Raw genomic sequence first — 20346 nt, 5'->3', positions numbered from 1 at the left:
AAGGCCAGTGTATGCCGCAGCGTATCTTGTTGGTCTATACCAAAGCCGGAGGAGGACACTACTCTCTAGCCTTAACCCTCTACCGCTTGTTGCGCCAGCTCGAGCCCAGCGCCGAGATCGAGCTGTTCAATGTTTTCGAGGTGGGGCCGCGCTGGATTGGCCAGGCCATCGAAGACGGTTACAACTACTCAGTGCAAAAGCAGCGCTGGATCTTCACCATCTTTTCCTCGTTCAACTCCAACAAACCCGCCATCAGCACCTGGGCGCGGGTCCTGGGTAGCCGCCTGGGGCCACGCATCAACGAGTACTTGGAGAGGTTTCAGCCAGATAAGCTGATCTACTGCTATCCGGTCAATCACGGCTTCCGTCGCCTGCGCTACCTAAAGCAGCGCAAGCCCAAAACCCTCACCATTGTCAGCGACTTCTACAGCCCGCACATCTACTGGTTTTTAGACACCAAAGACCAGTACGTGGTGGCGAGCCCGGAAGCCTATACCATCGCCCGCCGCAACCGTATCCCCTCGGAAAACCTGCACTTCTTCCAAAATCTGATTGACCCCAAATTCGGCTCGCCCCTTCCCGCCGCCGAGGTGATCCGCCTCAAGGACGAGCTCGGGCTTCAACACCCCTATACCGTGCTCATCACCGGTGGAGGGGCGGGGCTCAAGATCACCTGGCGGCTGGTGCAGGAGCTCCTCAAGCTCGAGGGGATCAACCTGCTGGTGGTGTGTGGGTACAATCAACGCCTGCTCAAACAGCTCGAGGCCCTTAAGGCTCGGCGCAACCTACAGCACCTGCACCTGTTCGGGTATACCAACCAGATGTACGAGCTGATCAATGTTTCCAATGTGGTGGTCACTAAGGCAGGCCCGGCGGCCATCGCCGAAATCCTCTCGCAGCACAAGGAGATGATCGTCTGTGACTATATCTGGCCCCAGGAACGGGGCAATGTGGAGCTTCTCCAGCAGGAGCACCTGGGGTATTACATCCGCAATCCGCGCCGGATCGCGGAAAAGATTAACCTGCTCAAGCGCCAGGAAACCCCGTCAGAGGCCACCCCTACCCCGAACGACGCGGTCAAGCTGGCTCAGTTCATCCTCGAGATGTAAGCCCTATCAGCGCGGGGTAGCCCGCACCTCCACCGCCACTTCTACCGGGTCGTCCACGGTCACAAAGATGAGCGTGGGGCGGTTCAGGTTCCAGTCGGAAAACTTGGTGGCAAAACCTCCGCGAAACACATAGACCCCTCCCTCTTTGGTCAGGGTTCCGGTGGCCCGAATCTCCCGCCGAACCCCGTGCAGGTCTAGGGTCCCCAGCAGTACCGCCGATTCCCCTTGAAGGTTTAGCCGGCTGGGGGTCAAGCAGCTTTGGGGGAACTTGTTGACCTCGAACACCCCACGCCCATCTGCATCGCGCAGCGGGTTCCCGGAGTCGAAGCGGGTTAGGTCTACGCATACCCTACCGCCCATCTGACCGCTGCCAGAATCCCAGGTGACAGCTCCCGCCAAACTGGTGTTGCTCCCTTGCCAACGGCCCCAAGGGTAACTGGCGCTATAGGTCACCCGGCCCTCGAGCCCATACTGCGGGGCCTGGGCGTAGGCCAGTACAAAGAGCAGAACAAGAACCGCCAGTCGCTTTATCACAACTCCACCACCTCCGGCGGCGGCTCCACCAAGGCGCGGTCCAAAATACGAGCGGCGGCTTCTTGCGGCTGCAAAGCGGATTTGGGTGGACCTCCCAGTGGAGCCCACAACCCCGTAGCCACCGCAGGCAACCGCACCAGCGTACACCGCACCCCCTCCCGGCGAAACTCCTTGCGGGCCACGTTCAAAAGCGCTTCGGCTCCCAGCTTACTGGCAGCATAGGCCGCTAGCCCCGGCACCGTGACCAACTCGGGGTACACCCCGAGCAAAATCACCCGCGCTCCCGAGGTGAAGCGGGCATATTTGAGCGTCAAGGCTACACCGCCGCAGTTGGCCATTTCTATGCGCTCGGCCTCAGCACGAGACATCTCGCGCAGGCTAGCCCGGCTCACCGCCCCCGCCGCATAGATCAGCAGGTCCAGTGGACCCGCCTCAGCCAAAGCGGCGCTCACCTCGAGTTCGCTGGCCAAATCAGCCGGCAAGGCTTCCCCGCCCAGTGAGCTGGCCAGGTCTCCCAGGGCACGGGCTTCCCGCGCCAGCAGAAACAGCTTCCCGCCCCGCCCTGACAGAGCCCGGGCCAGGGCTTGGCCTAGTCCGCCAGTGGCTCCAACGACCAGAGTGCTCATCCCCACCAAGCTACGCGGGGCTCCTGCAAAGGAAGTTAGTCCTTCCCACCTTCCTCCAAAAGCTCGAAGCTCCAACTGCGGAACCCCTCGAGCCCCTGAGCCTCCCCCTCGAGGTCGCCGGCATAGGCCCAGACCTCAAGGAGGTACAACCCCTGCGCTTCGCGCTGCAGAATCCGGTAGGGGTAAGGATGCCGCCGAGCCAGGGCCTTGAGGGGATCCAGGTGCTTTCCCTCAACAAACAAAACCTTCATCCCCAAAGTCTATCGTCCCCTCCGGGACTGAGCAAAGCCGGGGCCTCCGCTTCTCTTGCAGATCGAGGCCTTTGGTTTACAATGGGGCCAACCGTTTTGAGCTGGAGGGCGCAAGGAGAGCCATATGCGCAAACACTGGCGAGAATACCCTCTCGAAGACCCAGGCTTTGCCTCTGAGGTAGAAGAGCGCTGGTGCGAGGTCGAGTTCTGCGCCCAACCGCCTAAGGACCTGGGGCCCTGGGGCGGTCCTACCCCTTCCCCCTTCTGGATCCTGGGCCTGTTGGGGGCGTTGGTAGGGGTGCTCTGGCTGGTCTAAAGGCCTCAGCGGGCCTGGGCCCAGATCCGCTCGTAAAAGAGGATCTCGCAGGCCTCCTCGAGGCTGGTCATCAGGGAATAGGCCTTTAGCAAAGCGGCCTCAGGGGTTTCCCCCTGGCCCTTGGTAAAGGCCCCATGGCCCCGCAGGATGCAGGCCTTATGGGCCTTGAGGGCCAGGGCTACGGCCTCGGCTGCTTCGGGGGTGGAGGAGCGGGTAGGAGGGGCCAGCACCGGGATCTCGTCAAAGTAATACTGGCCCTCGAGGTCAATGGGCCGAATAGACTCAAAGTGGTACGAAAGCGCGATGGAGAAGCGCGGATGCGCATGCACCATGGCCTGAGCATCCGTGTGTTGGTATACCGCCCGGTGAATAATGCGCTCGATCGAAGCCCCTTGGTCTTTGGCCTCATCGGGTTCCAGGGGCAAGAACATTAGATCTTCAGGCTGAAGCCGGGCTTTCTGCGCTCCGCTGCGGGTGATCCACAGCCCATCCTTTTCCCGCACCGAGTAGTTGCCTGAGGTGGCCGAAGCCATGCGCTGGGCGAATAAATCAGCCCCAACCTGCTGAAAGGTGAAGAGAAGCTTGGCTCGCATAATCGGCCCATGGCCAACCGCATTGTAGGGGGTCTTAGGCCTGCCCCTTCAAGGCGCGCGCAAAGAACTCTAAGGTAACCCGGTGCGCCTCGGCCTGATGCGGCAGCCGCTCAAAGGTATGCAACCCTCCCTGAATCGGATGCAACTCCGCAGGCCCCCTAGACTGTAGCCGCCGGACGTAGGTCTCCCCTACCTGGAAGGGAACCGTGGGGTCTGCGGTGCCGTGCACCACGAGCGCGGGGCCACGGTGCTGGGTCACAGCCTCGAAGGGCTCGAGGCTCAGCAGGTCTTCAAAGAACCCAATGCTCACAGGGTTTCCGGCGAAATCCAGGTGGTTGTTGGTCGGATCGTAGCTGAGTTCAGGGGCCTCTCCCCGTTCGGCCCGGCTGCGGTAGGCCGCCCAGACCTGGGTGGCAGGGGTGCTCATCGGCAGAGGCCCCAGCCAAACCGTGGGGTGGGCCGGAGCCCACAGGGCCAAAGCCCCAAACTCCAGCTCGGGCCGCGCCACCGAGAGGGCTGCCACCATCCCGCCCATCGAAAGCCCCAGCAGCCCTAGGCGGGAGGGGTCTATCTCGGGCCGGGCCTTGAGGAAGGCATAGGCCTGAACAACATCCTCCACCTCACGCGAAGGGGTCATCTGGTCAAAGGTTCCTTCCGACTCCCCCGAGCCGCGGAAGTCGAAGCGCAAGGCCGCGATCCCGTGCTCAGCCAGTAAGCGTGCGAACAGCACAAAGAGCCGGTGGGGCTCCATCCGTTGCCCGGTGAACCCGTGAAGCAGGAGCACCGCTGGATGCGGGCCCGCAGAGCTGGGCAGGTGCAACATTCCATGGCAGCGTTGGCCGTCTACGTCAAAGTGGATGGGATGCTCGTTGAGGGGCATGGCTCTATTCTCCTGTTTTGGGGTTCGTTCGTCGAGGGCAGTAGGGCGCTCTTAACATATTTTGAGTCACGTCTGTAGGGAGTGTGATAATCCAAACCCCCTCCGGCCGGAGGGGGTTTGGGGAAATATCGGCGCTCTAAGCCTCGCGGCCCGGCTGCCGCTGACCGATCACCGGGCGACGCGGAGCCCCGGCAGGGGCCTGTTCGGCCTCGCGCCGGGCCTCCTCGAGCCGTTTGAGCGTCTTCTGATCCACCACCTGGGTGTCGCGCACGAAGTCCGAGCCGGTGCCGGTCGGAAGCAGCTTGCCCAGGATAACGTTCTCCTTGAGGCCGATCAGCTCATCGGTCTTTCCGGCGATGGCGGCCTCGGTCAGCACGTGGGTGGTGTGCTGGAAGCTGGCCGCGCTGAGCCAGCTCTTGGTGGAGAGGGCGCTCTTGGTCACGCCCATCAGCACCGGCTTCCAGGCCGCGGGGAGCTTGCCCTCTTCCTGCAGGGCGTTGTTGGTGTTCTCCACATCCCAACGCTCCACCACCTGGCCCTCGAGATAGCGGCTCTCCCCTGCATCGGTAATCTCGACGTACTTGAGCATCTGCCGCACGATCACCTCGATGTGCTTGTCGTGCAGCTTCACGCCCTGGGCCCGGTAGACCCGCTGGATCTCATCGGTCAGGTAACGCTCCACCGCCTCCGGGCCTTTGGCCTCGAGCAGCTGGTGGGGGTCAATCGCACCGCGGGTTAGGGGCTGTCCAGCCTCTACGGTCTCCCCCTCCTTGACGGTGATGCGGGCCTCGCGGGGAACCTTGTACTCCTTAGAGAACCCCTCGGCGTGGATGAAGATGCTGGTCTTGTCCTCGGCCTCTTCCAGGTGCACCGTGCCGTCAATCTCGGCGATCATCGCCTTGACCTTAGGGCGCCGGGCCTCGAAAAGCTCGATCACGCGGGGCAGACCCTGGGTGATGTCGGTGCCGGTGGCCACGCCGCCGGTGTGGAAGGTGCGCATGGTGAGCTGGGTACCCGGTTCCCCGATGGACTCAGCCGCCACTACCCCCACGCTCTCCCCGATCGAAACCGTCTTGGCCGAGGAGAGATCCCAGCCATAGCAGCTCTGGCAAACCCCGTAACGGGCCCGGCAGGTCAGGGGCGAGCGTACCGGGACCTCCTCGATCAGGCGCTCTTCAGCGGCTTTGAAGATGAAGTTGACGTCCTCCTGCGAGATCTGGTGCCCCTCCTCGAAGGTGCGCCCCTTGATCTCGAACTCCCTGGCCACGGTGCGCCCGTAAAGCCCGCTCTCAACATCCCCTTTCTTGCGGGGCCGCTTGTTGCGGAAGGCCTCATCGAACTGCAACAGCGGCACCGAGATGTAGTCCGGCGTACCGCAGTCGGGCTCACGCACGATCACCTCGTGGGCCACGTCGTGCAGCTTGCGGGTCAGGTAGCCGGAGTCGGCGGTGCGCAGTGCGGTATCGGCCCCACCCTTGCGGGCCCCGTGGGTGGAGATGAAGTACTCGAGCACGTTCAGGCCCTCACGGAAGCTGGCCTTTACCGGCACCTCGATGGTCTCACCGGAGGGTTTGGCCATCAGGCCGCGCATCCCGGAGATCTGGCGGATCTGTTGGGGGTTACCGCGGGCGCCGGACTGGCTCATCACGTAGAGCGGGTTGAAGGGGTAGTTCTCCTCGAAGTTCTTGAAGACCGCGTTGGTGACCCGCTCGGTGGTCTGACTCCAGAGCTGGACAATCTGGCTGACCCGCTCCTCCTGGGTCATGAAGCCGAGCTCAAAGGCCTGCTCGATCTGGGCCAGCTTGGCATCCGCCTCCTCGAGGTAGCCCCGCTTCTCGGGGGGAATCACCGCGTCGTCAATCCCGATGGTGATACCGCTGGTGGTGGAGAGCACGAAGCCGTAGTGCTTGAGCGCGTCCAGCAGGCGAGCGGTCTTCTCTACCCCCAGGATTAAGAAGCTCTTGTAGACCAAATCGCGGAGCGAGCCCTTCTCCTGGGCCACCTCGAGGTTCACCAGTTGCTCGGCGGCTTTGGGATCTTCAACCGCCTCGCTCACGATCCGCAGGAAGAGCATCCGACCGGGGCTGGTCTCCAGCAGGCGGTCCCCGTAGCGCACCGTGACCACATCCTGGTGGTCTACAATCCCGCTCTGCACCGCCAACAGGGCCTCGTCCACGCTGGAGAAGACAAACTTGATCCGCCCCACGCTGGTTTCCTTACCGGCCACCTTGATCTTGGCGTTAAGCGCGACCTTGCCCTCTTCGTAAGCCTGAAGGGCCGCCTCGTTGGTGGCAAACTCCAAGCCCTGGCCCTTCTTCTCGCGGCGGAGCTGGGTGATGTAGTACAGCCCCAGGATGATGTCGCGGGCCGGCTTGGCCACGGGCTCACCGGAGGCCGGCGAGAGGATGTTGTGGGCCGAGAGCATCTGGATGCGGGCTTCGGCCTGAGCGTAGCTCGAGAGCGGCACGTGTACGGCCATCTGGTCGCCGTCGAAGTCGGCGTTGAAGGCCTCGCAGACCAGGGGGTGAAGCTGGATGCTTTGGCCCTCCACCAGCACCGGCTGGAAGGCCTGGATGCCCAGGCGGTGCAGGGTGGGGGCCCGGTTCAAGAGCACCACCTTGCCGTGGATGACCTCTTCCAGAGCGTCCCAGACCTCGTCCTTGATGTCGCGGGAGCGCTCCAGCATCTTGCGGGCACTCTTGACGTTGTTGGCGATGCCCTTCTCCTCCATGCGCTTTAAGAGGAAAGGCTTGAACAGCTCCAGGGCCATCCGCTTGGGCAGACCGCACTGGTGCAGCTTGAGCTGCGGCCCCACCACGATCACGCTGCGGCCCGAGTAGTCCACCCGCTTGCCCAGCAGGTTCTGACGGAAGCGGCCCTGCTTGCCTGAGAGGATGTCGGTCAGGGAGCGCAGGGCCCGGTCGGAGCCGGGGTTGGTGACCGGGGTGCCGCGCCGCCCGTTGTCGAGGAGGGCATCCACCGCCTCTTGCAGCATCCGCTTCTCGTTGCGGATGATCATTTCCGGAGCCCCCTGGCTAAGGAGCTTTTTGAGGCGGTTGTTGCGGTTGATCAGCCGGCGGTAGAGGTCGTTGAGGTCGCTGGTTGCAAAGCGCCCGCCATCCACCTGCACCATCGGGCGCAGGTCGGGGGGCAGCACCGGCACCGCCTCCAGCACCATCCACTCCGGGCGGTTGCCGGAGTCGCGGAAGGAGCGGGTGACCTCCAAACGCTTCCTGGCCTTGGCCCGCCGGGCGCGGCTGGGGTGCTTCATCTCCTCGACCAGTTCGGCCTCGAGCACGCTTAGGTCAATCTCCTTGAGCAAGGCCTGAATGGCCTCGGCCCCCATGCGGGCGTCAATGTCGTAGCTCTCGATCACCCGCACGGCCATGCGGATGAAATCCACCTCCACCCGGCCATAGATGTCCGAGACCACCTTACCCCCGTCCGCCAAGGCATCGCCAGGGCTGACCCGGTCGCCGTTGGTCACATCTACGTCGTCCTCGAAGGGGTAGAGCTTGGCCTTCATCACCACGATGGAGGCGGGCTCATGCAGGTGCACCACCCCATCGGCCTCGGCGTAGACCTCCTCGCCGGCTTCGATGGCGCCCACCAGCTTGTCGCCCTTTCGCACCTGGGTGCCTTCGGTGGCCAGGACATGCATGTGCGGCTGAAGGGGATAATCGGCCACGCGGGGGCGCTCGAGGGTGAAGGTCAGGGTCACTTCCTTCTTGCCGCTAGGCTCCACCTCCACGACCTTGAGCCCCTTGGGCAGCCGGAGCTGGCCTTTGCCCTGAGCGATGACTTCACCCTTGCCCACCAGCTCGCCCTGGCCTACCTTGGGCTTCATCCCGGCAGGAATCAGGTAGAGGGCCGCCACCGCCTCGGTCTCTGGGTCGCGGATTTTGAGGAGCGCTCCATCGCCGATCTCCTCGATATCCACCGCGCCCGACTCCTCGCTTTTGAGCTGGTACCCCTCGGCCAGATCGGCGATGGGCTCACCGGGCTTGTAGGTCCTGGCTTCGATCCAGCCCTCGCGGGGCAAGGTCAGGAGGGCTTTTTCCTTCTCGGCATACTCCACCCGGATGCGGCGGGGGAAGCGGAACAACACCAGGCCATCCATCTTCGAGGCGATGCCCGGGGCCAGTTCCTGCCCCTTCTTCACCTCATCGCCGTCCTTGACAAAGGCCTCAACCCCAGCGGGGATGGCGTAGGTCTCCTGGCGCCCAAAGCGCAGCTCGCGGTACTCGTCATCGGTGAGAAGCTGGCGCTTATGCACCGGCACCCCACCCAGCATGGCCCCTTTGGGGTCAATGGTGATGTACTTGGCGAAATACAAGACCTGCTCGAGCTCCTGCGCCGAGAGGTCCAGCAGCGTACCGATCTTTGAGGGCACGTCCTTGACGTACCAAATGTGCGCGGTAGGGGTGGCCAGCTCCACGTGGCCCATGCGGTAGCGGCGCACAATGCTCTTGGTCACCTCCACCCCGCAGCGCTCGCAGACCTTCCCCTCAAAGCGCTGGCGCTTGTACTTGCCACAAGCACACTCATAGTCTTTTTGCGGCCCGAAGATGCGCTCGTCAAAGAGGCCGTCGCGCTCGGGCTTCAAGGTGCGGTAGTTGATGGTCTCTGGCTTCTCCACCTCACCATAGCTCCACGAGCGGATTTTCTCCGGGGAGGCCAGGCCAATGCGTACTTTTCGAACTTCACGTTTCGTCATGGATTCACTCCGTGAACCGTTGGTCTTGGGTCTCGAGCCACAAGTCTCCGGTCAAAACAAGACCGTTTACCGCCTGCTGGCCAATCCCTCGAAGATATCCAAGTTCTTGGCGTTCTCGTCGTAGGTTTCTACATCCAACCCCAGCGACTGAAGCTCCTTTACCAGCACCCTAAAGCTCTCCGGCACACTGGCCTCGGGCACGTCATCGCCTTTGACCACCGCCTCATAAGCCAGGTTGCGGCCTTCGATATCGTCGGACTTGATGGTGAGGATCTCCTGCAGGGTATGCGCGGCGCCATAGGCTTCCAGGGCCCAAACCTCCATCTCCCCAAACCGCTGTCCACCGAACTGGGCTTTTCCGCCCAAGGGCTGCTGCGTGATTAAGGAGTAGGGACCGGTGCTGCGGGCGTGCATCTTGTCCTCCACCATGTGGTAGAGCTTCATGATGTACATCACCCCCACCACGATGGGACCTTCAATCGGCTCGCCGGTGCGGCCATCGTAGAGCACGCTTTTGCCCTGCTGGGCCACCTCGCGCAGTTGCTCTTGGGGGCTCTGGCTGCCATCCACAATCCCAATCTTGGCAGCGCGGCGCAATACCTCAACCTCACGGTTGTCCAGGCCAAACCCAGCCTTTTGCCGCTCGGCCCACTTTTTCTCGAAGCTCTCCTCGAGCTTCTCCTTGATCTGCTCCTCCGCCACGCCATCAAAAACCGGGGTAACAAACTTGACCCCTAGGTCATAGCCCGCCATCCCCAGGTGGGTCTCCAAGATCTGGCCCAGGTTCATCCGGCTGGGCACACCCAGCGGGTTGAGCAGGATATCCACCGGGGTTCCATCCGGCATATGCGGCATGTCCTCAACCGGAAGGATCTTGCTCACAACCCCCTTGTTGCCGTGGCGGTTGGCCAACTTATCCCCCACCTGTAGCTTACGCTTTTGGGCCACATAAACCCGCACCACCTCACGCACCCCAGGTTTGAGCTCCACCCCGGGTTCCCCACGCCGCAAGCGCAAGGTGCGCACCACAATCCCTCCCTCGCCAGGGGGAACCCGCAGCGAGGTGTCCTTTACATCCCGGGCCTTCTCCCCGAAAATGCTGCGCAACAGCCGCTCCTCGGGGGTGGGCTCGGTCTCGCCCTTGAAGCTGGTACGGCCCACCAGAATATCCCCGGCCTTGACCTCGGCCCCAATCCGCACCACTCCGTCCTCGTCCAGGTCGCGCAGGGCCGCCTCAGAAAGGTTGGGGATATCGCGGGTAACCCGCTCCGGACCCAGCTTGGTGTCGCGGGCCTCGATCTCATAGCGCTCGATGTGCACCGAGGAGTAGAAGTCGCGGCGCAGCAGGTCTTCAGAGATGACGATGGCGTCCTCGTAGTTGTAGCCATCGAAGGGCATGATCGCCACCAGCACATTCTGGCCCAGGGCCAGGCGACCCTCCTCAGAAGCCGGACCATCGGCCAAGAGGTCGCCTTTCTGGATCTTCTGGCCCTTCTGGACGCGGGGGCGCTGGTCGAGCGCGGTCCCTTGGTTGCTGCGGGTGAAGCGGCGGAAATTGAACTCGTAGAGCCCCTTGTCATCTCCGCGAATCAGGACCTTGCTGCCGTCTACGTACTCCACCGTACCGTCCACAGTGGAATACATCGAGGTCAGGCTGTCCCGCACCACCCGCTCTTCCACTCCGGTCATCACCACCGGGCTTTGGGCCCGCAGCAGGGGCACGGCCTGGGCTTGCATGTTGGAGCCCATCAGGGCCCGGTTGGCGTCGTCGTGCTCGAGGAAGGGCACCAGGTTGGTGTTCACCGAGAAGACCTGCTTGGGCGAGACATCCATATAGTCCACATCTTCAGGGTGGACGATGATCGGGTCCCCCTTCTTGCGCACCACCACCTGGTTGGTATCGAACTCGCCGTTCTCCTTCAGGGGGGTGTTGGCCTGGGCAATGCGGTAACGATCTTCCTCGGTGGCGGTCATGAACTCCACCTGATCGGTGACCCGCCCCTGCTTCACCTTGCGGTAGGGGGTGAGGATGAATCCCAGCTCGTTGATCCGGCCATACGAGGCCAGCGAGGAGATCAAACCGATGTTAGCCCCTTCGGGGGTTTCGATCGGGCAGATGCGCCCGTAGTGGGTACGGTGCACGTCGCGCACGTCGAAGCCCGCGCGTTCACGGGTCAAGCCCCCCGGGCCTAAGGCCGAGATCCGGCGCTTGTGGCGCAGCTCGGAAAGGGGGTTGGTCTGGTCTTTGAACTGGGAAAGCTGGCTGCGCCCGAAGAACTCACGGATGCTGGCCACAAGCGGGCGGTTATTGACCAGCTTGGCCGGGGTGGCGCTCTCGGGGGTGCCCAGCAGCATCCGCTCGCGCACCCCCCTCGCCAGCCGCGACAACCCCACCCTGAACTGATCGGCCAGCAGCTCGCCTACCGTGCGGATGCGGCGGTTACCCAGGTGATCAATATCGTCGCTCTCAAACCCCTCTACCCCGGATTGCAGGCTGAACAGGTACTTGAGCACCGGCAGCAACCCTTCGTCCTTAAACTCTCCGTTCTCGAACTTGATCAGCATCCGACCCGAGAGCTGAATGCCCAGTTTCTGCTGGGCTTTGTACTTCCCAGCCTCGCCCAAGTCGTAGCGGCGGGAGTCGGAGAGCAGCGAGTGGAGGTAGGTGGTGGCTTTATCCCGCTTGGGTGGGTCGCCGGGGCGCAGCTCGGTGAACAGCTTGAGGAGAGCCTCATCGGGGGCCATCTCGAGCACCTTGTTGCCCCGGTACTGCGCCTCCAAAAGCCCGGGCAGCAGGTCGGGAAACTCCCCCAACTCCTTGCTCAGGCTCTCAGCGGTATACCCCAACACCCGCAGCAGCAAGGCCAGGGGGAACTTCTTCTTGTTGACCTTCATCACCACCACCCCGGATTGTTCAAACTCCAGATCAATCCAGGGACCGCGCTTGGGCAGCGGGATCACGCTGCCGACGAATTTGCCCGGTCGGGCCTGGTCGGCGGTGAAGTACACTCCAGGGCTACGGTGGATCTGCGAGACGATGACCCGATCCGCACCGTTGACGATGAACGATCCATCCTCGGTCATCAGGGGGAGATCCCCCAGGAAGACCTCGTCTTCTTTGATCAACCCGGTGTCCCGGTGAATCAGCTGGAGCTTGGCGTACAGTGGGGCTTGATAGGTCAGGTCCTTTTCGCGGCACTCATCTTGATCAAAAGGGGGCTCGCCCAGGCGGTACTCGAGGAAGTCCAGCACCAGCCCCCGCCCCTTATCCCCCTCCTCGATAGGAAAGGTCTCTTTAAACGCCGCTTGCAGCCCCACAGGTTCCCGCTTCGAAGCTGGGACTTCCGCCTGCAAGGCCTTTTTGAAGGAATCCACCTGAATCTCGGTCAGGGGGGGAAGGGGAATCACTTCCTGGATGCGTCCGAACCGCTCTATCTTCATCAAACACCTCTGAAGCCCGTGCGCAACCCAGTGACCAGGGGCCACTTTCGTACGCGTTACTTGGGGTCGTTGGGTTTTCGTAAGCTAACAGGGTTCTTCCGCAGGTGGAGGCTTCCCCTGCGGCGGCTGGTTCTTACGCTTTTTGTGGATTGTATGTGCTCGAGGTACCGGCACAGTGCAGCCCTACTGCCCACAAGCCACAAAACACAAAGGCCAGTGTAGCATGGCCACACACGTTAAAGCAAGAGGCACCATGACCTCGTTCACGCTGCTGGGTAAAAGTGTAGCACACCCCCCAGGATTTTGTGGAGCCAGAGGCAGGACTTTGTGGAGCCAGAGGCCCCCGCCCACCTAGCGGTGCAGCAGAAAGTAAGCGGCCGCAATCACCAGCAGCCACACCCACCACCGCCCGCCCAGCCCGACCCAGCTCGGTCGCGGCAATGGGTTGGCCTCTCCTGGGGTAGCGCGATCCCGGGGAACCCGGGCCGGTGGACGCAACTGGAGGCGCTGGGCCCGCTTGACGTGGTATACCGATTTGCTGAGGTCACCCTGCTTACGGTACGCCGCCCCCAGGTTGTGGTGGGCTAGGGCATAGTCGGGGTTAAGCTGCAGCACCTCCTGATAGGCCGCGATGGCTTCGCCCAGCTTGCCCTCCTCCTGCAGCAGATTGGCCAGATTGGTCTTGGCCCGAAAATGGCCCTTATCCCGCAGCAAGGCCTGCTCGAAGGCAACCCTACCCCCCTCCAGATCACCCCGCCGTACCCGCAGCAGCCCCAAACAGCACCAAGCCTCGGCTCCCAGGTGGGGATCCTCGAGGTACGCGCTAAGGGCGGCTTCATCCTGGCCCTCAAATGCGGTCAGTGCGGCCTGGGCCTGTTCGATCTGCAAATAGGGCTCGAGCCAGGTTCCCTCCTGGCGCAACACCTTACGGGCCCAGGCATACTCCTTGAGCCGCAGCCAGTCGCGCAGCTCCAAAAGTACGGCCAGGCCATCGGCATCGCCTCCTTCTCCTGCCAGCAACCTGGCCCTGGCCTCGTCATAGCGTCCGGTTTTGATCAACTCATTCATCCAGACTTCAATGTACCCCTTTGGGCGAGCCCCTCACCGGGGTCAGCGCTGCAGCTCCTGGTAGATCTTCAGATATTCCCGCGCCGGAGCCTCCCAGGAAAAGTCGGTTTTCATGCCGTTTCGGGCCACCTCGAGCCGGTTGGGGTGCTTGAGGAACTCATCCACCCCCCACAGCACCCCCCCAGCGTCGGCGTGCTCAAACAGAAAGCCCGTTTCCCAGTGCCGCACGGTGTCCTTGAGCCCGCCCACCGCTCGCACAATGGGCGGCGTGCCATAGCGCATTGCGATCATCTGCGCCAGGCCACAAGGCTCAAAGCGCGACGGCATCAAAAATCCGTCGCAGCCAGCATAGATGCGGTGGGCCAACCCCTCGTTGTAGCCCTGTTGATAGGCCACCCGACCGGCATGGCGGGTGGCCATCCAGGCAAAAGCACGTTCCAGGTTGGGCTCCCCGCTGCCCAGCAGGACCAGGTTCAAGCCGCGCTCCAAAATCCCCGGCACCGCATCGGCGATCAGGTCTATCCCCTTCTGATGGGCGAAACGCGAGACCACCCCCAAGGTGAGGCGATCCTCGAGGCCTAGCTCCCGCAGCAAGGCGGTGCGAATTTCCGCTTTAGGGGAAAGCTCCTGAGCGGTGTAGGAATGGGTTAGGTATGGGTCGTCTGCCGGGTTCCAATACTCGGTATCCAGACCGTTGAGAATGCCCCGCAGCTTATAGGCCTGGGCCTGCAACACCCCATCCAAGCCCTCTCCGAATCCCGGTGAGCGAATCTCCTCGGCATAGCTGGGGGAGACCGTGGTTACCCGGTCGCTGTTGACGATCCCGGCCTTCATCAGGTTGATGGTTCCCCGGTGCTCGAGACCCGCGCCATAGTAGGTCTCGCCCGGAAGGCGGGTCCAGGCGTAAAAATCCTGCGAGCCCCATACCCCCTGATAGGCCAGGTTGTGAATGGTGTAAACGGTACGCCCAGGGAACCAGCCCAGGTTGCGCAGCAGGGGCAGTAGGGCGGCTTGCCAGTCATGGGCGTGAACCACCTCAAACCCCCGCAGCAGCTCTGCCACCGCCATAGAAAACCGCACGAAGCGGCGGAAATCGTCATCGTAGCCATAGGGGCGCTCGCGAGCGAAGTCAGGAAGCCCAATCAGCACATAGCGCACCCCGCCATGCTCGAGATGCCCTAGCCCCACCGGTTCGGAGCGCCCCTCAAAGCTCAATTGGCTCTCCCCCACGTAATAACCCTGGATGCCCATATACCAGGGCAGGAAGATGGTGGGCTCCATCCCCAGTTTCTTCAGGGCTTGGGGCAGGCTGCCGATCACATCCGCCAGGCCACCCACTTTGGCGAAAGGGAAGGCTTCAGAGGCAACAAAGGCAATTTTCATAGGGGCCAGTTATTCGCGCTCGATCCTATTCTACCGCCCAAACATCGGCCTCGCTCCAGAGGCCATCGGGCACCGGAACTCCCCTGGCCTGGGCGATGGCCGCTCGGTCGGGGTAGGCGTAGACCCATACCCGCACCTCCCGTACCGGCTCAAAGCCGTGCGGCTCGAGACCGCCCGGCAGAAGTGCGGTGGCCTCTATCCTGCGGTACTCCCGACCCTCCTCCTCGAGCTCATCGAGAAGCTGCAGGGCGGCTGGCAAATCCGAGAACCACTGCACCTCCCCCCAGACCACCCCTTCACCCTCCACAAGGGCCGGGTAGCCGTAGGGCCGGTGCTCTTGCGGGGGAAGGTGAAACAGTTGAAACCCCTGTACCCAGGCCCGCTCCGAGCGCAACCACCCCGCCCGCTGAGAAACCGCGAAATTGCGCTCCCCCCGCTGCAAGGTGCCGTAGACAAATACCGCAACTGGAGGCGGTTGCATAGCCCCTATAGCTTACTCGAGCCGCCCCTTGGATGGGCTTTTTCTTCTAAACCCCGGCCCCACATCCGTGGTCCACACAACCCGAAATTTGATTTCGGGTTGACCGGTAGCTATACTTTTACCTAACAAGCGTTAGTTTGGAGGACTCGAGATGCCCGGAAAATTCGGAACCCCCACCGACCCCGATTATGCTCTGCGCCTGGCCGAGTTCGAAGCCCGGATCGCACGCGGCGAAAAGATTGAACCTGGGGACTGGATGCCCGAGGAGTATCGCCGCCAATTGGTGCGCATGATCTCCCAGCACGCCCATAGCGAAGTGGTGGGGATGCTGCCGGAGGGAGCCTGGATCACCCGCGCCCCCAGCCTCAAGCGCAAGATGATCCTCATCGCCAAGGTGCAGGACGAAGCCGGACACGGTCAGTATCTCTATCACGCCGCCGAGACCCTGGGCATAAGCCGCGAGGAGATGCTGGAAGCCTTGCTCTCGGGCAGGGCCAAGTATTCCAGCATCTTCAACTACCCCACCCTGACCTGGGCCGATATCGGCACCATTGGCTGGCTGGTAGATGGCGCGGCCATCAAAAACCAGACCATGCTGGCCCAGTGCTCTTACGGGCCATACAGCCGTGCGATGGTGCGCATCTGCGCCGAGGAAACCTTCCACCACAAACAGGGCAAGGAGATGGTAATTGCCTACGCCAAGGGCACCCCCAAGCAACGCCAGATGGCCCAGGACGCCATCAACCGCTGGTGGTGGCCGGCCCTGATGATGCTGGGTCCCCACGATGCCGATAGCCCCAACAGCGAGGTGTTGATTCGGTGGGGGGTCAAGACCAAGTCCAACGACACCGTGCGCCAGGAGTTCATCAACGAACATGCCCCGGAAATCCTGGCCACAGGGCTCTCCCTGCCAGACCCCGAGCTACACCAAGACCCCCAGGGCAACTGGCGGCACGGCCCGATCAACTGGGAGGAGTTCTGGAGTGTGGTGGGGGGCAACGGCCCCATGAACAAAGAACGCCTCGAGGCCCGCCGCCGTGCCCACACTGAAGGCGCTTGGGTGCGCGAGGCGCTCGAGGCCTATGCAGCCAAGAAAAGCCCCATTCCGATGGCGGTGTGAGCCTATGAGCGACACGCAATGGCCCCGTTGGGAAGTCTTCAAGCAGGACACCCCCAATAAGCCGCATCAGGCGGTGGGCTCGGTACACGCGGCCGACCCCCTTCACGCCCTGCTCACCGCACGCAATGTCTTCGTGCGGCGCCCGCAAGCGGTGAGCCTGTGGGTTGCCCCGGCATCCGCGATCTTCTCGGTGACCCAGGAAGAGCTGGCCGAGGGCCCAAAACCCAGCCCCGAAAGCACGGGGGTCGCCGGTGCATACCTCCTCTTCCGCAAAACCTCCCACAAGCGCTCCATGACCTTTGTGGACTACGTGGGGCAGCTCGAGGCCCCCTCCCCACAAGCCGCGCTCGAGCAGGCCTTGCGGCAGTTCACCGATGCCGAGGCCCTGGCCTGGTGGGTCATCCCCGCCTCGAGCGTGGTCCGGAGTGAGGAGAGCCCCGAAACCGTAGAGAGCTGGTTCGCCCCGGCCAAAGAGAAAACCTACAAGCAGCAGTCCTACTACGGTGTGGTAGGAACCCACACCAGCAAGCTGCGGGGGCGTGGAGGCGCAGATGAGTCCTAAAGCCCAAGCCGCCCTGATCGCCAAACTCACCGCCCTGGCCGACGACGAGCTGATCCTCTCGCACCGCGACAGCGAGTGGACTGGGCACGGCCCGATCTTAGAAGAGGACATCGCCCTGGCCAACATCGCCCAGGACGAGCTGGGCCACGCCAGCACCTGGCTGAGCTTGCGCCAGGCCCTGGATGGCACCGATCCCGATCGGCTGGCCTTCTTCCGGGATGCGGAGGAATTTCGCTGTGCCCAGCTGCTCGAGCTGCCCAAGGGCGACTGGGCTTTCACCATGCTCCGGCAGTACCTCTTCGACCGCTACGAGCTGCATTGGCTCAGCGCAGCCACCGCCAGCACCTACCCTCCGGTGGCTGAGGCTGCGGCCAAAATCCTGCGGGAGGAGCGGTTTCATCTCCAGCATACCCAGGCCTGGGTGGAGCGGCTGGGGCAGGGCACGGAGGAATCCAATCGGCGCTTACAGGCCGCTCTGGAAGGGCAGTGGGGCTATGCCCAACAGCTTTTCGTCCCCCTCCCTGGGGAGGAAATCTTGGTGGGCGAGGGCATTGTCCCCGAGCTGCGCAGGCTGAAGGAGGATTGGCTCGAGAACGTTACCCGTCACCTGCAGGCCTCTGGCCTAAAGTTACCCCTTCCTCCCGGCTATCAGCCCCACAGCCGCGAGCACCACACCGAGCACCTATGGAGCCTGCTGGCTGAGATGCAGTCGGTAGCGCGGTGGGATGCGGAGGCCAGGATATGGTAAGCCCCGCACCTTGGCCCTCTGCAGAGGCCGTCTGGGCCGCACTGGAAGGGATCCCCGACCCAGAAATCCCTGTGGTGAACGTAGTGGAGATGGGCATTGTGCGGGAAGTTCAAGTTCACGAGGGCCGGGCCACCATCACCATGACCCCTACCTTCTCGGGCTGCCCAGCCCTGCACACGATCCGGGAAAGCCTTGAGCACGCCGTTCGGAAGCTCGGTTTAGAGGCCGAGGTTCGAACCGTGCTCTCCCCCCCCTGGTCTACGGATTGGATCAGCCCAGAGGCCAAGCAGCGGCTCGAGCGCTACGGCATCGCCCCCCCCAAGCCGGTAGGGGACTTAATCCAGCTCGAGCCCTCTCCTACCCGCTGCCCACGCTGTGGGAGCCTGGACACCACCCTCAAAAACAGCTTCGGTTCCACCCTCTGTAAAAGCATCTACGTGTGCAACACCTGCCATGAACCCTTCGAGGGGTTCAAAGCGGTGTAAACCTTAGCGGCACGGATCCAGGCTTGGGTCAAACCTACCTCCTCCCCTATCCCCATTGAGATACAATTCAAAAGAAGGCAAAATCCGAATCCCGGAGGAAACCATGAAGCAAGTTGCCCTACTCAGCAGCATTCTGGCCCTGGCCTTTGCGGGTTGTGGATTGATCAGCAGTCCTCCCATAGATAACCCCTTCCAGCTGGCGGGCACATCCACCACCCTCAACCTGGTGTCCAACCAAGCCACCGGCACCGCCACCGTCACCGCAACCTTCGATGACCTCACCAACCTGAACCTTCCCGCCACACCCAGCGGCTTCAACTACAACCTGGCCATCACCGGGGTGAGCTTTGGCTCAGGCTGTCCAGCCACCATTCCCTCGCCCATCAACGTCACCATGAGCGCTACTTTGACCGTCTCTGACAATGGCGGCTCCGGAAACACTCAGCGCAGCAGCACCGCTTCAGCCAGCAACGTGCAATTCACCCTCACCAACAACGGCGGTCAGATCGCGGTGGGCAATCTGACCAACGGCACCTTCAACTTCAACGCGGGGCAACTCCTGTCCATCATTCAAACCGGTGGCCCGAATACCGCCAACTTGCAGGCCCAAGTCACCACCGTCAGCACCCCCGATCTGGCCGGTTGCGCCATGACCCTCACCTGGGGGGGTGGTCAGGGGATTCTCAAGTTCTAGAGCGATTTGTTCACAGAGCCCCACCTTCCATTTTTATTGCTGTGACAGCTCGAAATAGCGCCGCAGGAGGTCGCGCACCTCCGGCGGCAGCGGCTCGTTCTCGAGGTAGTTCTGGGCTTGGCGCTGCACCTTCTGCGGCGGAGACCCCGCCGGCCAAGGGCTCGGCAACTGCTGGGGGGTTCCATTTTGGCCTGGGGCCCTACCCAGGGGGGCTTCCCCGGCTCGAGAAGCTCCAGCCGGCGCGGGGGGGATGGGGGTGGGGTTCGCTGGAGCACCGGCATCGCCGCCATCAGGGCTACGGCTCGAGCCGGCAGGGGCTGGGCGTGGGGTACCGGCATCACCGCCATTAGCGCCGGAGGGGGCCGGGCGGCCTCCCTCCGGTATCCCTCGGCCCCTCTGCCCATCACCAACGGAGCGGTTTCCAGCAGCGCCCCTATCCGACGGGACCGAGCCTTGGCCTTCAGGCCCCCCCATAGGGCGGGAGTCCGGCTGAGGGTTCCCCGAGGCTTGCGAACCTGGGCTCGAGGGCGAAGACGGGCTACCGGTCGGCGCAGGGGCAGCGTTTTGGGATGAACCGCTAGGGCTGGGTGGGGCGGAGTTCTGCGAGGAACCGGGCTGCGTGGGGTTGGGCTGAGCGGAATCTTGGCCGGGTGCGCTCCCTGGGCTCGAGCGGTTGGGGGGCTCCTGACCCGCCGCAGCTGGGGTGGGGCGGGCTCCATCCCCCTGCTCCCCTCCCGCTGGGCGAGACGCCCTGCCCGCGTCCGGCGGCGCCGAAGAGGGCGAGGGGGGCTGGGGCTCCGCCGGGTTCAAGGGGGAGACTCGGGAAGGGCTGGCCGGGGGGTGAGGAGCCGTAGACGGATGGGCTGGGGCTGTCTGGGAGGTTGTGCCTACCGGCTGGGCCCCCCACGACCACCGTACCCCAGGCAGCAGCCAGGCCGCCCCAAGCAGCAACCCATACACCAACAGAAAAACCCAGGGAAACCCCGGGGGTTTGGCCTCCTTTAGGCTGGCCTGGGCCTCGGCCTCGAGCTGGGCATGCCAGGGGTGCCCGGCTGGAGCCTCGAGGGCGCTGCGGTAGGCCAAACCATAGCGCCGGTCGAGTTCGGCCAGGGCCCGGCCCTCCTCCCGGCTCGAGGGGTACACCAAACCCAGCAGGGAGAGCAATACCCACGCCGGATGCGACCAAAGCACCAGGGGCAAGGACAGCAGCGCTAGCCCCCCTGCCCGCAGCAACCGCTGCCGCCAGGCCCGCCGTGCCGCCCAGATCTGGTGCATGCCTTTAGGGTACAAAAGGTGAACCTTGTCGTCTTCGAAGCGGGGCACAGTTGTATAAAGAGG

Annotated in this window: 17 protein-coding genes and 1 pseudogene; 7 read left to right on the top strand and 11 right to left on the bottom strand. The window is 63.1% G+C overall.

Going from position 1 to position 20346, the window contains the following annotated elements; all coding sequences use genetic code 11:
- The first annotated feature begins 11 nt into the window (after positions 1–11).
- Complete coding sequence (locus Mgrana_RS01065; protein ID WP_119355751.1) at positions 12–1109, top strand: glycosyltransferase; 1098 nt, start codon at positions 12–14, stop codon at positions 1107–1109.
- 6 nt (positions 1110–1115) lie between these two features.
- Here Mgrana_RS01065 and Mgrana_RS01060 read toward each other — a convergent pair whose 3' ends face one another.
- Genes Mgrana_RS01060 through Mgrana_RS01050 form a run of 3 tightly spaced genes read right to left on the bottom strand, consistent with a single transcriptional unit; the run spans position 1116 to position 2520 of the window.
- Positions 1116–1643 (bottom strand): YceI family protein, encoded by a 528-nt coding sequence (locus Mgrana_RS01060; protein WP_240631190.1) that lies wholly within the window; start codon positions 1641–1643, stop codon positions 1116–1118.
- On the bottom strand, positions 1640–2269 hold the full coding sequence (locus Mgrana_RS01055) for an SDR family NAD(P)-dependent oxidoreductase (protein ID WP_119355750.1): 630 nt from the start codon (positions 2267–2269) through the stop codon (positions 1640–1642). Before Mgrana_RS01055 ends, Mgrana_RS01060 begins: the two co-directional genes overlap by 4 nt.
- A gap of 35 nt (positions 2270–2304) precedes the next feature.
- A complete protein-coding gene (locus Mgrana_RS01050) occupies positions 2305–2520 on the bottom strand; it encodes a hypothetical protein (protein WP_119355749.1) in 216 nt (71 codons plus the stop codon).
- A 124-nt stretch (positions 2521–2644) separates the two neighbouring features.
- Here Mgrana_RS01050 and Mgrana_RS01045 point away from each other — a divergent pair, with 124 nt between their 5' ends.
- Entirely contained in the window at positions 2645–2836 is a 192-nt protein-coding gene (locus Mgrana_RS01045; RefSeq protein WP_119355748.1) for a hypothetical protein, read from the top strand.
- Positions 2837–2841: 5 nt separating this feature from the next.
- Here Mgrana_RS01045 and Mgrana_RS01040 read toward each other — a convergent pair whose 3' ends face one another.
- The 7 genes and pseudogenes from Mgrana_RS01040 to Mgrana_RS01010 all read right to left on the bottom strand — a co-directional run bounded on the left by Mgrana_RS01040 (position 2842) and on the right by Mgrana_RS01010 (position 15399).
- Entirely contained in the window at positions 2842–3429 is a 588-nt protein-coding gene (locus Mgrana_RS01040) for a class II aldolase/adducin family protein (RefSeq protein ID WP_119355747.1), read from the bottom strand.
- Between the two features lie 34 nt (positions 3430–3463).
- Positions 3464–4315 (bottom strand): annotated as a pseudogene (locus Mgrana_RS01035) (alpha/beta hydrolase family protein); the annotation flags it as partial.
- A 130-nt stretch (positions 4316–4445) separates the two neighbouring features.
- Positions 4446–9026 (bottom strand): DNA-directed RNA polymerase subunit beta', encoded by a 4581-nt coding sequence (locus tag Mgrana_RS01030; RefSeq protein ID WP_119355745.1) that lies wholly within the window; start codon positions 9024–9026, stop codon positions 4446–4448.
- 66 nt (positions 9027–9092) lie between these two features.
- Positions 9093–12467, bottom strand: coding sequence for a DNA-directed RNA polymerase subunit beta (gene rpoB / locus Mgrana_RS01025; RefSeq protein ID WP_119355744.1), 3375 nt, complete (start codon positions 12465–12467; stop codon positions 9093–9095).
- Positions 12468–12818: 351 nt separating this feature from the next.
- A complete protein-coding gene (locus tag Mgrana_RS01020) occupies positions 12819–13535 on the bottom strand; it encodes a tetratricopeptide repeat protein (protein WP_119355743.1) in 717 nt (238 codons plus the stop codon).
- Positions 13536–13577: 42 nt separating this feature from the next.
- Entirely contained in the window at positions 13578–14918 is a 1341-nt protein-coding gene (locus tag Mgrana_RS01015; protein ID WP_119355742.1) for a glycogen synthase, read from the bottom strand.
- Positions 14919–14943: 25 nt separating this feature from the next.
- Positions 14944–15399 (bottom strand): gamma-glutamylcyclotransferase family protein, encoded by a 456-nt coding sequence (locus Mgrana_RS01010; RefSeq protein ID WP_119355741.1) that lies wholly within the window; start codon positions 15397–15399, stop codon positions 14944–14946.
- 151 nt (positions 15400–15550) lie between these two features.
- On the opposite strand from Mgrana_RS01010, the gene paaA reads away from it, so the two are divergent.
- The 5 genes from paaA (at position 15551) to Mgrana_RS00985 (ending at position 19008) form a co-directional block, all read left to right on the top strand.
- Positions 15551–16519, top strand: coding sequence for a 1,2-phenylacetyl-CoA epoxidase subunit PaaA (gene paaA, locus Mgrana_RS01005; RefSeq protein ID WP_119355740.1), 969 nt, complete (start codon positions 15551–15553; stop codon positions 16517–16519).
- Between the two features lie 4 nt (positions 16520–16523).
- Entirely contained in the window at positions 16524–17081 is a 558-nt protein-coding gene (locus Mgrana_RS01000) for a phenylacetic acid degradation protein (protein ID WP_119355739.1), read from the top strand.
- Positions 17071–17829, top strand: a complete 759-nt coding sequence (gene paaC / locus Mgrana_RS00995; protein WP_119355738.1) for a 1,2-phenylacetyl-CoA epoxidase subunit PaaC — start codon at positions 17071–17073, stop codon at positions 17827–17829. Before Mgrana_RS01000 ends, paaC begins: the two co-directional genes overlap by 11 nt.
- Positions 17823–18314, top strand: a complete 492-nt coding sequence (gene paaD, locus Mgrana_RS00990; RefSeq protein WP_119355737.1) for a 1,2-phenylacetyl-CoA epoxidase subunit PaaD — start codon at positions 17823–17825, stop codon at positions 18312–18314. Before paaC ends, paaD begins: the two co-directional genes overlap by 7 nt.
- A gap of 103 nt (positions 18315–18417) precedes the next feature.
- Positions 18418–19008: a hypothetical protein gene (locus tag Mgrana_RS00985; RefSeq protein ID WP_119355736.1), complete on the top strand. Its 591-nt coding sequence runs from the start codon at positions 18418–18420 to the stop codon at positions 19006–19008.
- 33 nt (positions 19009–19041) lie between these two features.
- On the opposite strand, the gene Mgrana_RS00980 is transcribed toward Mgrana_RS00985, so the two are convergent.
- The gene (locus tag Mgrana_RS00980; RefSeq protein WP_119355735.1) at positions 19042–20283 is read right to left on the bottom strand and encodes a hypothetical protein; all 1242 of its coding nucleotides are present in this window, start codon (positions 20281–20283) and stop codon (positions 19042–19044) included.
- Positions 20284–20346 lie beyond the last annotated feature (63 nt).

Source organism: Meiothermus granaticius NBRC 107808 (genome assembly GCF_003574355.1).
In the GTDB taxonomy this organism is placed as follows: domain Bacteria; phylum Deinococcota; class Deinococci; order Deinococcales; family Thermaceae; genus Meiothermus; species Meiothermus granaticius.
This window is presented reverse-complemented; position numbering and strand designations above follow the sequence as displayed.